At 49.6% G+C, this 15,160-nt stretch carries 12 protein-coding genes and 2 pseudogenes; 12 read left to right on the forward strand and 2 right to left on the reverse strand.

Features of this window, described 5'->3' with window-relative positions:
- Position 1 precedes the first annotated feature (1 nt).
- Positions 2–1,123, forward strand: coding sequence for a bifunctional chorismate mutase/prephenate dehydrogenase (gene tyrA, locus LU633_RS09395; RefSeq protein WP_016193094.1), 1,122 nt, complete (start codon positions 2–4; stop codon positions 1,121–1,123).
- A gap of 128 nt (positions 1,124–1,251) precedes the next feature.
- Here the strand turns inward: tyrA and srmB are convergent, their stop codons facing one another.
- Positions 1,252–2,574, reverse strand: a complete 1,323-nt coding sequence (gene srmB / locus LU633_RS09400) for an ATP-dependent RNA helicase SrmB (protein WP_016193093.1) — start codon at positions 2,572–2,574, stop codon at positions 1,252–1,254.
- Between the two features lie 131 nt (positions 2,575–2,705).
- Between srmB and trmN the strand changes: the two genes are divergently transcribed.
- On the forward strand, positions 2,706–3,443 hold the full coding sequence (gene trmN / locus LU633_RS09405) for a tRNA(1)(Val) (adenine(37)-N(6))-methyltransferase TrmN (RefSeq protein ID WP_016193092.1): 738 nt from the start codon (positions 2,706–2,708) through the stop codon (positions 3,441–3,443).
- Here the strand turns inward: trmN and nadB are convergent.
- Positions 3,444–5,054, reverse strand: a pseudogene (gene nadB / locus LU633_RS09410) (L-aspartate oxidase).
- A gap of 459 nt (positions 5,055–5,513) precedes the next feature.
- On the opposite strand from nadB, the gene rpoE reads away from it, so the two are divergent.
- The 10 genes and pseudogenes from rpoE (at position 5,514) to era (ending at position 15,158) form a co-directional block, all read left to right on the forward strand.
- Positions 5,514–6,089 carry an RNA polymerase sigma factor RpoE gene (rpoE, locus tag LU633_RS09415; RefSeq protein WP_016193088.1) on the forward strand — a complete coding sequence of 192 codons (576 nt, stop codon included), beginning with the start codon at positions 5,514–5,516 and terminating at the stop codon, positions 6,087–6,089.
- A gap of 30 nt (positions 6,090–6,119) precedes the next feature.
- A complete protein-coding gene (gene rseA, locus LU633_RS09420; protein ID WP_016193087.1) occupies positions 6,120–6,770 on the forward strand; it encodes an anti-sigma-E factor RseA in 651 nt (216 codons plus the stop codon).
- The gene (rseB, locus tag LU633_RS09425) at positions 6,770–7,723 is read left to right on the forward strand and encodes a sigma-E factor regulatory protein RseB (protein ID WP_016193086.1); all 954 of its coding nucleotides are present in this window, start codon (positions 6,770–6,772) and stop codon (positions 7,721–7,723) included. The genes rseA and rseB overlap by 1 nt, the downstream gene beginning before the upstream one ends.
- Positions 7,720–8,178: a SoxR-reducing system protein RseC gene (rseC, locus tag LU633_RS09430; protein WP_016193085.1), complete on the forward strand. Its 459-nt coding sequence runs from the start codon at positions 7,720–7,722 to the stop codon at positions 8,176–8,178. The genes rseB and rseC overlap by 4 nt, the downstream gene beginning before the upstream one ends.
- Positions 8,179–8,317: 139 nt before the next feature.
- Positions 8,318–9,014 (forward strand): annotated as a pseudogene (locus LU633_RS09435) (IS6 family transposase).
- Between the two features lie 230 nt (positions 9,015–9,244).
- On the forward strand, positions 9,245–10,255 hold the full coding sequence (locus LU633_RS09440) for an IS110 family RNA-guided transposase (RefSeq protein ID WP_046372373.1): 1,011 nt from the start codon (positions 9,245–9,247) through the stop codon (positions 10,253–10,255).
- A 402-nt stretch (positions 10,256–10,657) separates the two neighbouring features.
- Entirely contained in the window at positions 10,658–12,457 is a 1,800-nt protein-coding gene (gene lepA / locus LU633_RS09445) for a translation elongation factor 4 (RefSeq protein ID WP_016193082.1), read from the forward strand.
- Between the two features lie 26 nt (positions 12,458–12,483).
- Positions 12,484–13,446 carry a signal peptidase I gene (gene lepB, locus LU633_RS09450; protein ID WP_016193081.1) on the forward strand — a complete coding sequence of 321 codons (963 nt, stop codon included), beginning with the start codon at positions 12,484–12,486 and terminating at the stop codon, positions 13,444–13,446.
- A gap of 129 nt (positions 13,447–13,575) precedes the next feature.
- Positions 13,576–14,256, forward strand: a complete 681-nt coding sequence (gene rnc, locus LU633_RS09455; RefSeq protein WP_016193080.1) for a ribonuclease III — start codon at positions 13,576–13,578, stop codon at positions 14,254–14,256.
- Positions 14,253–15,158 carry a GTPase Era gene (era, locus tag LU633_RS09460; protein ID WP_016193079.1) on the forward strand — a complete coding sequence of 302 codons (906 nt, stop codon included), beginning with the start codon at positions 14,253–14,255 and terminating at the stop codon, positions 15,156–15,158. Before rnc ends, era begins: the two co-directional genes overlap by 4 nt.
- The last annotated feature ends 2 nt before the right edge of the window (positions 15,159–15,160 follow it).

The raw sequence follows: 15,160 nt of genomic DNA on the forward strand, positions 1-15,160 counted from the left end.
TATGGTGGCTGAACTGACCGCGCTTCGCGATCAAATTGATGAAGTTGATAAGGCGTTGCTCGATCTGTTGTCCCGGCGGCTACAACTGGTAGCCGGTGTGGGCGAAGTAAAAAGTCGGTATGGACTGCCGGTTTATGTACCTGAACGTGAAGCCTCAATGCTTGCTTCCCGCCGCAAAGAGGCGGAGCTATTAGGCGTACCGCCCGATCTGATTGAAGATGTGCTCCGCCGTATCATGCGCGAGTCCTATTCCAGTGAAAATGACAAGGGCTTTAAAACGCTTTGTCCTGAGCTGCGTCCGGTGGTCATTGTGGGTGGGAAAGGACAGATGGGGCGTCTGTTTGAAAAGATGCTGAAGCTGTCGGGATATCAGGTGAAGATCCTTGATAAAGAGGAATGGGTGCAGCGAGATGCGCTGCTGAAGGATGCCGGCATGGTGATTATCAGCGTACCAATACATTCGACGGAAGAGGTGATTGCCGCACTGCCGACACTACCCGATGACTGTATTCTGGTCGATCTGGCGTCGGTTAAAAATAGCCCCATGCAGGCGATGCTGGCAGCACATGCTGGCCCGGTGCTCGGTCTGCACCCGATGTTTGGCCCTGACAGCGGTAGTCTGGCAAAACAGGTCGTGGTCTGGTGCGATGGGCGACAGCCCGAGGCCAGCCAGTGGTTTCTTGAACAAATTCAGGTATGGGGCGCACGGTTACACCGAATCAGCGCAGTTGAGCACGATCAAAACATGGCTTTTATTCAGGCCCTGCGCCATTTTGCGACTTTCGCTTATGGCTTGCATCTGGCTGAAGAAAATGTGCAGCTTGAACAGCTTCTGGCTCTTTCATCACCGATTTATCGTCTGGAACTGGCGATGGTCGGCAGGTTATTCGCACAAGATCCGCAGCTGTACGCAGATATTATTATGTCTTCAGAAAATAATCTGGCGCTGATCAAGCGTTACTATCAACGTTTTGGTGAAGCTATAAAATTACTGGAAACAGGTGACAAGCAGGCGTTTATAAACAGCTTCCGTAAGGTTGAAGATTGGTTCGGCGATCATGCTCGTCGTTTTTTACTGGAGAGCCGAGCGCTGCTGCGTCAGGCTAATGACAGCAGGCAATAAAAGTCCTTGAATAAAAGCCTGATGTGGCGGGGATGCTTTCTTGAAAGCTGCCCATGATTCAGCCCCCGATTGCGGGGCCTGTGAAACGGCAAGCCACAGGTTACGTAACTTATTACGGAGTAGTGCGGCTATTCTGCGCTGGTTGTTCCGCTTGGCTTGCGGCGTTTACCGATATTTTTAGTATCGCGGTGCCGTTTTTTCACCCGTGGTTTCGCTGCCTCGCTGTCCTTTTCTTTCTTCTCTTTGCGTTTAGCCAGCACTTTCCTGGACGGCTTTCCATTCTGTTTTTCACTGGGGGCGCGGGTGGTTGGGCGCAGTTCCTCAATGATTCGCGCCTTTAGCGGCTCATTAACATAACGGCTGATTTTCCCCAACAGCATATGATCGTGAGCTTCAACCAACGAGATAGCGATGCCCTTTTTACCCGCCCGACCCGTACGACCAATACGATGAAGATAGGTGTCCGCCGTGCGTGGAAGGTCAAAATTAAACACGTGACTGACATCGTCAATATCAATACCGCGAGCGGCTACATCGGTAGCAACCAGAACATTGACGCGCCCATCGTCAACCCGTTTGATTGCCTCATTGCGTCTGTATTGTTCAAGTTCTCCTTCCAGATAGCTGGTATTAATTCCTGCCTCGCGCAGCCAGCCGCACAGCTCGTGAACCCGTTCGCGTTTGCGTACAAAAATGACCGAGCGGCTGACTTCAGGTTGTTTTAGCAGATGAACCAGCAAAGCGGTCTTGTGGGTGATGTCATCAGCACGGTAATACCACTGTTGGATTTTTTTTCGTTCGCGACGCGCTGGATCTGCTTCAACCTCAACAGGATCGTTTAGCAGACGCTCGGAGAAATCTTTAATGGCCCCTCCTTCCAGGGTGGCAGAAAAAAGCAGCGTTTGCTTACGCCACCGCGTTTCGGCGGCAATTGTTTCAATATCCTGGGCAAAGCCCATATCCAGCATACGGTCTGCTTCGTCGAGGATCAGTGTTTCGATTGCCCGACAGTCGAAATTTTCTTCTTTAATATATTGCAGCAGGCGTCCGGTGGTGGCGACCACCACATCCTGATTCTTGCTAAAGACTTCGGCATGATTCATGTAAGCGACACCGCCCGTGATGGTCGCAATATCGAGATGCGTATGTCTGGCAAGCTCCCTCGCTTGATCTGCGACCTGCATCGCCAGTTCGCGGGTAGGCGTCAGCACCAAAATGCGCGGTGGGCCAGATTTTTTTCTCGGAAAATCAAGCAGGTGCTGCAGTACGGGAAGTAAATAGGCGGCCGTTTTGCCTGTACCTGTTGGTGCCGAACCGAGAATGTCACGGCCCTCCAGTGCAGGCGGAATTGCAGCAGCCTGAATGGCCGTAGGGCGTGAAAACCCCTTCTCCTGCAGGGCATTCAGCAGGTTTTCATCAAGTTCTAGTTCGGAAAAAGTGGTTACAGTCATGCTCTACCTCAGCTTGGGGCGCTGATTATAGACATAATTAACGGGATCTTCATCTGTTTGTATTACCGAAATGACTTTTCCTTGTTTAGCGATTGCCCTATGCTGGCGGCGTTTTTTCTCAGGTCAGTTAAATGTCTCAACATAAAATTTCTCTTCGCTCTGATGGTTTTACCTTTAAACAATTTTTTGTGGCCCACGATCGCTGTGCAATGAAAGTGGGTACCGATGGCGTATTGCTGGGTGCCTGGGCACCTGTTGCTGGGGTGCGGCGAATACTGGATATTGGCACTGGTAGTGGTCTGATTGCGTTAATGCTCGCACAGCGAACCGCACAAAATGTTCTGATTGATGCCATTGAGCTGGATGCCTCTGCGGCCGTTCAGGCTCAGGAAAATGCTGCCGCTTCTCCCTGGACCGAACGCATTAATGTCTGTCGGGGAGACATTTTGCAGTGGGCAAAGCATAGTACGCACCGTTACTCGCTTATTGTGAGCAATCCGCCTTATTTTGCGGCGGGTGTGGCGTGCTTAACACCTGAACGGGAAGCGGCCCGTTACACCAGTGACCTGACGCACGAAGCCTTGCTGAAATGCGCTGAAGAGCTGATCGCGGAAGACGGCTACTTTGCCGTTATTTTGCCAGAACCAGCAGGCAATGCATTGGTCGCACTGTCACAACACAGAGGGTGGCATTTGCATTTACGTACGGATATTTCCGACAATGAACAGCGTCCACCAAATCGTGTCATGCTTGCCTTTTCTCCGCAGCCTGGGGAGCTGTTTATCGATCATATGACCATTCGCGGCCCAGACCAGCGTTATTCTGAAGCGCATTGCAGTCTGACACGTGATTTTTATCTGTTCCGTTGATCACGGCACCAGTATGGTTGGCGTCGCCTGAGGCAACGTCTTCGGATAATCCACAATATAATGTAGACCACGGCTTTCTTTCTCTGGCCATTGCGCACCTGATGATAAGTTCGGCAACCTGAACCAGGTTACGAACTTCCAGCAAATCATCTGATATACAAAAGCGATGGTAATATTCATCGATTTCCTGCCGCACCAGAGTTATCTGAGTCCTCGCCTACTCAAGGTGTTTGGTGGTGCGAACTATTACTGCGTAATCCCACATTAAACGCCGCAGTGTGTGCCGATGAGCTTGGATCATCGCTGGTTCGCCTGCCTCATTTCCTTCAGGCAGGCGCAATTCAGTCAGTGGATGGGATATTTTGGCACCTTGCAAATAACGTTGAATATCTTCCGCTGCCAACCATGCATAAGACCAGACATTCCAGTAATGAATTAGACGCTAAACGGTTTGCACCGTGTAAACCGGTGTAGCTCACCTCATCAATGGCATAAACACCATCAACATCAGTGCGGCAATGCTGGTTAACCATTACGCCACCACAAGTATAATGGGCCGCGGGCACGACCGGGACGGGGCCTTTTGTTATATCTGCACCTGGAACCTGTAGTTTCTCCATTATTGTGGGGAAATGGCCACGAATAAAGTCGGCGGGTTTATGACTGATATCCAGAAATATGCACTCGGCATCAAGCCGTTTCATCTCATGATCAATCGCACGCGCAACAATGTCGCGTGGTGCTAGTTCAGCACGTGGATCAAAATCAGGCATAAACCGGGAGCCATCTGGGCACCTGAGCAGTGCTCCTTCGCCGCGAAGTGCTTCCGTTAACAAGAAAATTATGTGCATCGGGGTGGAACAGGCTGGTGGGATAGAATTGATTGAATTCGAGATTTGCCATCCGGCATCCCGCGCGCCAGGCCATGGCAACGCCATCACCTGAGGCGACATCTGGATTGGTATTATATTGATAAACCTTTGCCGCCCCACCGATTGCCAGTACAACCACAGGTGCACTGCAGGTTTCAACCTTTTTATTTTTCCTGTTCCAGATATACGCACTCACAGCATGGCGGTGCTGTGACAGGACTGTTTTGTCGGAATCGGTAGTAATCAGGTCGATTGCATTACAGTATTCCAGCAGACGGATATTGGGATGACGCAATGCCTGATTAACCAGCATGTTTTCCACTGCGCGACCCGTTTCATCAGCGTAATGCAAAATACGTCGATGGCTATGGCCACCTTCACGAGTGAGATGAAAAAAACGGGTGTTGCTTTTTGACGGGCGTTGGTCGAAATGCATTCCGTTATCAATCAGCCATTGTACACAGTGTCTTGCGTTACTGATGATAAAGGAAACGGTGTGGCGATCGCACAGGCCATCGCCTGCAATCAGCGTGTCTGTGACGTGGGATTCAATGTTGTCGCTTTCATCAAAGATGGCGGCAATGCCTCCCTGGGCATAGAAGGTCGAGCCATCATTCACCGCACCCTTACTCAATACGGTGATCTGGAGGTGGTCAGCCAGCCGTAGCGCCAGTGAGAGGCCTGCTGCACCGTTGCCAATAATCAAAACGTCGCAGGCTGAAGAGGAACCAGAGAACACGTTGTTTAGTTTATTAAACAGGTTGTTTGTTGAGCATATCACTCAATGTTATTAATCAAAATAAATTTCCATTATTTTTAATGCATTATCTGTGTTGAAAAAAGACTGAATTTAAGCAAAATAATCTATTTTTTATTGATTAATAAGTTCAATATGTAAAACAATTGGACGTGGGCGTGATTTAAAGATGAAAAAACAGGCTTCATGCGGTAACCTGCGGCGTTACCAGAATGCGGTATGTCAGAAGAGCGTATATCATTCAGAGCAGTTGTCAGCGGGCCTGCATCTTAAAAAATGATGCGTTTTTTAATCTCATCCAGTACCAACAACACAAAGACAACCGTGTAACGGAACTTCACATATGATAATTACTCTAAGCGCATGCTTGCTCGACAGATATGAGTTGTTGCAGGGTATTGGGAGTTGCGTGGAAATATATTTGGGGAGACATTACCTCGGATGAGCGAGCAGTTAACGGATCAGGTTCTCGTAGAGCGAGTTCAGAAGGGAGATCAGAAGTCATTCAATTTACTGGTCGTGCGGTACCAGCATAAAGTGGCGAGCTTGGTTTCTCGTTATGTCCCATCAGGAGACGTGCCTGATATAGTACAGGAATCATTTATCAAGGCGTATCGCGCACTCGAATCGTTCCGTGGCGACAGCGCTTTCTATACGTGGCTCTATCGCATTGCCGTAAATACGGCCAAAAATCACCTTGTTGCTCAGGGGCGTCGTCCACCTTCAAGCGATGTCGATGCTATTGATGCTGAAAACTTCGAAAGTGCGGGTGGATTAAAAGAAATTTCGAACCCTGAGAACTTAATGTTGTCGGAAGAGTTGAAACAAATGGTTTTTCGCACCATTGAGACATTGCCTGAGGATCTTCGTATGGCAATCACTCTGCGGGAGCTGGACGGACTGAGCTATGAAGAAATAGCCGCTATTATGGATTGTCCGGTAGGCACGGTGCGTTCACGCATATTCCGTGCTCGCGAAGCTATTGATAGCAAAATTCAACCACTTATCCAGCGCTAATTTCAGCGGATACAGGAAGGGTACTGAGGCATGCAGAAAGAACGACTTTCCGCTTTGATGGACGGCGAAACTCTGGACAATGAAGTTTTGTCGACGCTGTCTGGAGATGTCGCGTTACAGCAGTGTTGGGAAAACTATCATCTTATTCGTGATACTTTGCGTGGCGATATAGGGCAGGTTCTCCATTTTGACATCTCAGCGCGCGTAGCCGCAGCTATTGATAACGAGACGTTCAATAAGACCTCGCCGCTCATTCCTGAGCGGCTGCCAACACCTGAGCGTTACGTCAATATGCCATTCTGGCATAAAGTCCGTCCTTGGGCAGCGCAAATTATCCAGATAGGCGTCGCTGCCTGCGTTTCTCTGGCCGTCATTGTTGGCGTGCAGCATTACAATCAGCCGCAGAATGTGCAGCAGCAGTCAGACTCACCGGTATTCAATACGCTGCCAATGATGGGGCAGGCTTCACCTGTGAGTCTTGGCGTGCCGCCAGAGAACGCGAACAACAGCAATGCACCTCAGCAAGTTCAGGAACAGCGTCGCAGGGTTAATGCGATGCTTCAGGATTATGAATTGCAACGTCGCCTGCATTCGGATCGGCTTCATTTTGATCAAAATCCAGGGCAACAGGCTGTGGTTCAGGTTCCAGGTAACCAGTCTTTAGGAATTCAGCAGCAGTAATGAAGCAGTTATGGTGTGCAGTCAGTCTGATGACTGGCAGTTTGATTTACTCCAGCATTGCCCCGGCTGAAACAACCCCCGGGGCGTTGTTGCAGCAGATGGAGCAGGCCAGCCAGTCTCTTAGCTATGAACTGGCGTATATAAACGTATCCAGGTCAGGCATCGAATCGCTGCGTTATCGACATGCTGTTCTGAATAATAAAGTTTACGCGCAACTTTTGCCGATGGATGGTCCACGGCGTGAGATTATCCAGCGTGGGAATGAAATCAGCTACTTTGAACCTGGACTGTCACCTTTTACTCTGGCTGGAGAGCATATTGTTGATGCGCTCCCTTCTCTGGTATACGCAAACTTTCCAAAACTTGCCGCTTTTTATGATTTTGTGCCCGTAGGGCGGACCCGAATTGCCGATCAACTTTGTGACATCATACGTGTGGTTCCCCGTGATGGCACACGCTATAGCTTTATCGTTTGGCTTGATTCGGATACGCGTCTGCCGCTGCGCATTGATTTGCTCGATCGTGATGGTGAGACGTTGGAACAGTACAGGGTAATTAGTTTTGCAGTTGATGATGGTGTACAAAAAATAATGCAGGGACTTGAGAAGGCAAATCTTCCTCTTGGCATGCCTTTGCCCGCCAGTGAAAAAAAGGATTTCAACTGGATGCCCGGCTGGCTTCCTGATGGTATGAAAGAGGTGATGCAAAGTCGCAGGCAGATCCCATCAATCAACAAACCGGTTGAATCACGTCTTTATTCGGACGGGCTGTTTAGCTTTTCAATCAATGTTACAGCAGCCGATAAAAACAGCAGCCCGCAGCTTGTGCGCACCGGACGACGAACGGTTCAGACTGCGATTCGTAATAACACCGAAATTACGGTGATTGGCGAGTTGCCGCCATCAACGGCTAAACTCATTGCAGATGGCGTTAACCTGAGATCGACACCATGATGAGAGAATGGGCGACGGTAGTTTCCTGGCAGAACGGTATCGCAACACTCCATAGCGAAATGAAAACTTCCTGCAACAGCTGTTCCGCGCGCAAAGGTTGTGGTAGCCAGATGCTGAACAAGCTGGGACCCAAAAATGCTCATGTGATGAAAATCGCAAGTGCTGACCCACTTAAACCGGGACAGCGTATTGAACTGGGTATTACAGAGAAAAGCCTGCTTGGTTCAGCTGTATTAATATACATGACGCCGTTGGCAGGATTGTTTTCGATTGCGGGTCTGTTTCAAATGCTGTTTCACAGCGATCTTGCGGCGGCGATGGGGGCTGCGCTAGGTGGTGTGGGTGGATTTATCGTGGCAAAAGGGATCTCAACGCTGTTGAGCAAATCATCATCCTTCCAGCCAGTAATCCTGAATGTTTCATTACCTCCAGATGTTTTACAAGTTAAATCCTGAACTCCCCCTTAGCTGCTGCATAGCTGGCAGTTAAGCCTCTTTCAATATACTCATTATTCCTTCAGTGACAGCAGTGCGGGTTCTGTCGCATTAAGCCGGGGTCAGGTAACATGCTGTTTTTTTTATAATGTTGCCGACTATGTCCCTGATCCGAAAATCTTTCCGACGCCTCCATTACCCCACTGATGTTATCGCCCGGTGTGTCCGCTGGTACCTGGCGTATTCACTCAGCCTGTGCAACCTCGAAGAGATGATGGTTGAGCGGGGCATTATTGTTGATCACTCCACGCTTCACCGCCGGGTCATCCGCCTGGTGCCGGTGCTGGATAAGGCGTTCCGACTGCCTGAACGCCCGACGGGTCGCCGCTGGTGAATGGACGAAACCTACATCAGAGTCAGAGGGCAGTGGAAATACCTGTAGCAGACCGTCGATATTACAGGGCAGAGCATTGATTTCCTGCTGACTGCCAGACGGGATGCCGCCGCAGCGCTGTGTTTCTTTCGTAAGGCCGTTCGCCACCACGGTGAGCCGGAAATGGTAACCATCGATAAAAGTTGGTGCCAGTACGGCAGCGCGGACCACACTCAATGCCGACAAACCCGCAGAGGAAAGTATCACTATCAGGCAGAACAAATATCTGAACAACCTTGTAGAGCAGGCTCACCGGAACATCAAACGACGGACGCGTGCGATGCCGGGATTCAAATCATTCCGGCGGGCACAGACCATACTTGCGGGTATTGAACTGGTAAACATGATCCGTAAAGGACAGCTTCATCATCCAGTTGGTGAAGGATTGTCGTCTGCAGAACCATTTTATCTGCTGGCTGCCTGAAAAACAGGCAGCGCAGATTTCATCATCTTCACTCCGTTAACGCGACAGAGCCTTTCAGCCATCCTTCAACCTGTTGCTCCCCCTCCCCTAAGGCTATGACCTTCGTTGGCAGCAAAAGCCCTCCGCTTCACCTTTCACGCCAGCATTAACATTCAACGGTTGCCAGGAGCGATGACTCTGCATGTACAAGGGTAATAGGCGTGATGGTTCAGTGAAAGGAGAAAACATCTATGTTTCAGCTCGGTATCGATGTCAGCAAGAAAACCCTGGATTTATGTCTGCTGCGGGAAGGTGTCAAAGGCAAGGTAAAAACCCGCAAGCTTAAAAACGATTTCAATGCAGCCGATGCCGTGATCGGCTGGCTCAGTAAACAGCACTGTGAACCTGCCAATGTCCATATCATCATGGAGGCCACCGGGGTTTATCATGAATCGCTTGCATACGGCCTCTACAAGGCCGGAGCTAAAGTTTCGCTCGCCAACCCACATCGCAGCAGAGAATTTGCGCGTGGCATGGACATTCTGACAAAAAACGACCAGGTTGATGCTTATATGCTCGCCTGCTACGGTGCACTTAAGGTGCCGGAACCGTGGGTCCCCCCGCCTGAGAATGTCCGCCATCTCAGCGCACTTCTCCGCCGACGTGATGCACCTGTCACCGACAGCACCCGCGAAAAAAACAGGCTGGAAAAATGTCGGGCAACGGACACACCTCTTGCTGTCACTGAATCCATCGAAAATGTGCTTCGTAACCTGAGCGCAGAGCCTGAGCATCTGGACGCTCTGATCCTGACCCACCTCGACCAGCATCCTGAATTAAAAAAGGATTTTGACCTGCTGACATCAATAAAATCCGTGGGTTATCAGTTAGGTCTGAATATGCTGGTTATCCTGCGGGGTCATCATTTCGATACAGCAGAGCAGGTTGCTGCATTTCTGGGCGTGGTCCGTGTTGAAAAATACTCCGGCACATCGGTCAGAGGGAAACCGAAATTATCCAAAATCGGCCCGCCGGAAATCCGCGCGAAACTGTATCTGGCTTCGTTGTGTGGCCTGAGATTTAACCCGGTGATGAAAGCGATGTATGAGCGGTTATGCCTGCGTGGCAAGGCAAAAATGTGTGCCATTGGCGCACTGATGCGGAAACTCGTCCACTGGTGCTATGGCGTTCTGAAAACACAAAAGCCGTTCGATGCTGAATACCTGTCTTCAGATGCGCGTAGCGCATGTAAGGCGGCATAACGTTGTTTTATATGACTCTGTAGTTAACCCGCCGAAGCCCGGCGCAGGCCGGTGGAGGACTGTCAGAGAGTGGTATCCCCCTCCCGCCCTGAACAGCCATGCGGGCTTATAGCGATGATTATGCTGATATAAGCCCTTTTAACCCTGTTAGCGCGGCGTAGCCGCGATGTATCGGGAACTTAGTGCTGACAGCGCTTAGGGGGCTGTATCCCTAAAATTAAAGCGATTTTTTCTTGACGAAACACAGTAGCTGACACGTTCTGATGTATGTGAATTCTTTCGTGACGCGGGCTAACAGTGTAAGATGCGTGCTCATTGACGGCAGGTGGATGGAAAGCTGAAGTTAATTGCTGTGTCCCTCGCCAGAATCAAACCGTACTTCTAAGCGAAAAATTCATATAAATGAAGCACATAAGAAACTTTTCCATCATTGCTCATATCGACCATGGCAAATCGACTCTTTCTGATCGTTTGATCCAGATTTGTGGTGGACTGACCGAACGTGAAATGGCTGCGCAGGTTCTGGATTCAATGGATTTAGAACGTGAACGCGGGATTACTATCAAGGCACAGAGTGTAACGCTCGATTATCATGCGCCAGACGGTGAAACTTACCAGCTCAATTTTATTGATACTCCAGGGCATGTGGATTTCTCCTACGAGGTTTCCCGTTCGCTGGCAGCGTGTGAAGGTGCCTTGCTGGTGGTCGACGCGGGGCAGGGGGTTGAAGCACAAACACTGGCAAACTGCTATACCGCGATGGAAATGGATCTGGAAGTTGTGCCGGTGCTTAACAAAATTGATCTTCCGGCAGCCGATCCCGACCGTGTATCTCAGGAGATCGAAGACATTGTCGGTATTGATGCTACTGACGCCGTGCGCTGTTCGGCGAAGACTGGCACAGGCGTACCCGATGTGCTTGAAAGACTGGTTCGCGAAATTCCTGCACCGGCAGGCGATCCCGAAGGACCACTGCAGGCGCTGATTATCGATTCATGGTTTGATAACTATCTTGGTGTGGTATCTCTGGTGCGCATCAAGAATGGTAGCCTGCGTAAAGGTGACAAGGTCAAAGTGATGAGCACTGGGCAAACCTATAACGCTGACCGTCTGGGTATCTTTACGCCCAAGCGCGTTGACCGTGATATGCTTAACTGCGGTGAAGTGGGCTGGTTAGTGTGCGCCATTAAAGATATTTTGGGCGCACCAGTAGGGGATACGCTGACTCTGGCTCGTCATCCTGCGGAAAAAGCCTTGCCGGGCTTTAAAAAAGTAAAACCTCAGGTTTATGCCGGGTTATTCCCCATCAGTTCTGATGATTATGAAGCTTTTCGTGATGCGTTAGGCAAACTCAGCCTTAACGATGCGTCGCTGTTTTATGAGCCTGAGAGCTCTACTGCATTAGGGTTTGGTTTCCGCTGTGGCTTTCTTGGCCTGCTGCACATGGAGATTATTCAGGAAAGGCTTGAGCGCGAATACGATCTCGATCTCATCACCACTGCGCCAACCGTGGTTTACGAAGTACTGACCACTTCGCGTGAAACACTTTACGTCGACAGTCCTGCAAAATTGCCCCCCCTGAATAACATTGAAGAATTACGCGAGCCTGTCGCGGAGTGTCATATGTTATTACCTCAGGAGTATTTGGGGAATGTGATTACGCTCTGTATCGAAAAACGGGGTGTGCAAACCAATATGGTTTATCACGGCAATCAGGTTGCCCTGACTTATGAAATACCTATGGCAGAAGTGGTTCTCGACTTTTTTGACAGGTTGAAATCCACTTCACGCGGATATGCCTCTCTTGATTACAATTTTAAGCGTTTCCAGACTTCTGATATGGTGCGCGTGGATGTGTTGATCAACGGTGAGCGCGTGGACGCTCTGGCATTAATTACCCACCGTGATAATTCACAGTATCGTGGCAGAGATCTCGTGGAGAAGATGAAGGACTTAATTCCGCGTCAGCAATTTGATATTGCGATACAGGCGGCGATTGGTAATCACATTATTGCTCGCTCTACCGTCAAACAGCTGCGTAAAAACGTTTTGGCTAAATGTTATGGCGGCGATGTCAGCCGTAAGAAAAAGCTGTTGCAGAAACAGAAAGACGGTAAGAAGCGCATGAAACAAGTGGGTAACGTTGAGCTGCCGCAGGAGGCGTTCCTTGCTATTCTTCATGTTGGTAAAGACAGTAAATAGAGCCTGAGGGCTGCGAGGGAACTGGAATGGCTAATATGTTCGCCCTGATTCTGGCGATAGCAACATTAATAACGGGCATTATATGGTGTCTGGATAAAATCAAGTGGGCACCAGCCCGCCGCGCTAAGGCTGGCAATGTTGCCGGAAGTGCTGATAGTGACGAAGATAATGTCAACGTAAAGCAGCCTGGATGGGTTGAAACTACCGCTTCTGTTTTCCCGGTGCTGCTGGTGGTTTTTGTTGTTCGATCGTTTATTTACGAGCCTTTCCAGATTCCATCCGGCTCAATGATGCCGACATTACTGATCGGGGACTTTATTCTTGTTGAAAAATTCGCCTATGGCATAAAAGATCCCATCACCCAAACCACGTTGGTTCAGACCGGTCATCCTAAACGTGGTGATATTGCTGTGTTTAAATATCCAAAAGATCCCAGCGTCGATTATATTAAACGCGTTGTTGGTCTGCCCGGAGACCGCGTAACGTACAATCCGCAGAGTAAAACGGTGACCATTAATCCAGGCTGTGGGGCGGCAGCGAACTGCAACAATGCTTTGCCTGTCACTTACTCTGACGTACAACCCAGTGACTTTATCCAGACATTCAGCGGATTTGATGGCAATGAAGTTGGAAACGGCTTCTACAATGTGCCACAGGGAGAATCCATACAGGGCGGGCTGCGTCTTGCCATCCGTGATGAGACCCTGGATAACATGACTCATCGAATTTTGCTGGTAACGCATGTACAAAACCAGGCCAGCGCTTACTATCAGCAGCCGGGGCAACCTGTATCAAGCTGGGTGGTTCCTGCTGGCATGTATTTTATGATGGGTGATAATCGCGACAACAGTGCAGACAGCCGCTACTGGGGTTTTGTTCCTGAAAAAAATCTGGTTGGCCGTGCAACAGCCATCTGGATGAGTTTTGAGAAGCAGGAAGGACAATGGCCAACGGGTATTCGCCTGAACCGTATTGGCAGTATCCACTGATAGCCTTACGAGGCTGCGGTAAATAATAGTGGCCCTTGTGGGGCCACTGCACATTAAACAGTTTTGTGTTGGTCACTCCAGCACTGTTCCGTATGCAGAACAATTTACGCATTCAGACACTGGTAACACATGAACCCCATTGTAATTAACAGGCTCCAGCGAAAGTTGGGCTACAATTTTACTCAGCAAGAACTGTTGCAGCAGGCATTGACGCATCGCAGTGCCAGCAGCAAGCACAATGAAAGACTGGAATTTCTCGGCGATTCTATTCTCAGCTATGTCATTGCAAATGCGCTCTATCACCGTTTTCCTCGTGTAGACGAAGGCGATATGAGTCGTATGCGTGCGACGCTGGTACGGGGAAATACCTTGGCGGAAATGGCCCGGGAATTTGATCTGGGAGAATGTCTGCGTCTTGGCCCAGGAGAACTGAAAAGCGGTGGCTTCCGTCGGGAATCGATTCTCGCTGACACCGTTGAAGCCCTCATTGGCGGTGTGTTCCTCGACAGTGATATTGAAACGGTTGAAAGACTTATTCTTAACTGGTACGCCAGTCGTCTGGAGCAGATTAGCCCGGGTGACAAGCAAAAAGATCCAAAAACGCGTTTGCAAGAATATTTGCAGGGACGCCATCTGCCACTGCCATCCTATCTGGTCGTGCAGGTGCGCGGTGAAGCACACGATCAGGAATTCACAATACATTGTCATGTCAGCGGCATGGTGGAACCAGTGGTAGGAACGGGTTCAAGTCGACGTAAGGCCGAGCAGGCAGCAGCTGAACAGGCGTTGATGAAGTTGGGGCTTGAATGAGCGAAAAGATGACTCACTGCGGCTTTATTGCCATCGTCGGACGACCAAATGTCGGAAAATCTACGCTCCTGAACCAGCTTTTGGGGCGGAAAGTATCAATTACCTCGCGTAAGGCGCAGACGACACGCCACCGTATCATGGGTATTCACTCTGAGGGTGAATATCAGGCAATTTACGTGGATACGCCCGGCTTACATATGGAAGAGAAACGTGCAATAAACCGCCTGATGAATCGCGCTGCCAGTAGTTCAATTGGTGACGTTGAGCTGGTGATTTTTGTGGTGGAAGGCACACGCTGGACGCCCGACGATGAAATGGTACTGCACAAGCTTAAGGACAGTAAGTCACCCGTGTTGTTGGCCATTAATAAGGTTGACAACATCACTGATAAATCCATTTTGTTACCGCACATTCAGTTTCTCAGCCAGAAAATGTCTTTTATTGATATTGTGCCGATTTCAGCTGAAAGCGGTAAAAACGTTGATAGTATCGCCACCATTGCGCGCAGGTACCTGCCTGAAGCGGAACATCATTTTCCCGAAGACTACATCACCGATCGCTCTCAGCGTTTTATGGCTTCAGAAATCATCCGTGAAAAACTCATGCGGTTTCTTGGTGCCGAGCTGCCTTATTCCGTGACGGTTGAAATTGAGCAGTTTGTCACTAATGAGCGTGGTGGCTATGACATTCATGGCCTCATTCTGGTAGAGCGCGAGGGCCAGAAAAAAATGGTTATTGGTAATAAAGGTGCTAAAATCAAAACCATTGGTATTGAAGCGCGTAAAGACATGGAAGAGATGTTTGAAGCCAAAGTACACCTCGAACTCTGGGTCAAAGTCAAATCCGGCTGGGCGGATGATGAGCGTGCTCTACGCAGTCTGGGCTATGTAGACGATCTCTAAGC

This window comes from Erwinia tracheiphila (assembly GCF_021365465.1).
GTDB classification, from domain to species: Bacteria; Pseudomonadota; Gammaproteobacteria; order Enterobacterales; family Enterobacteriaceae; genus Erwinia; species Erwinia tracheiphila.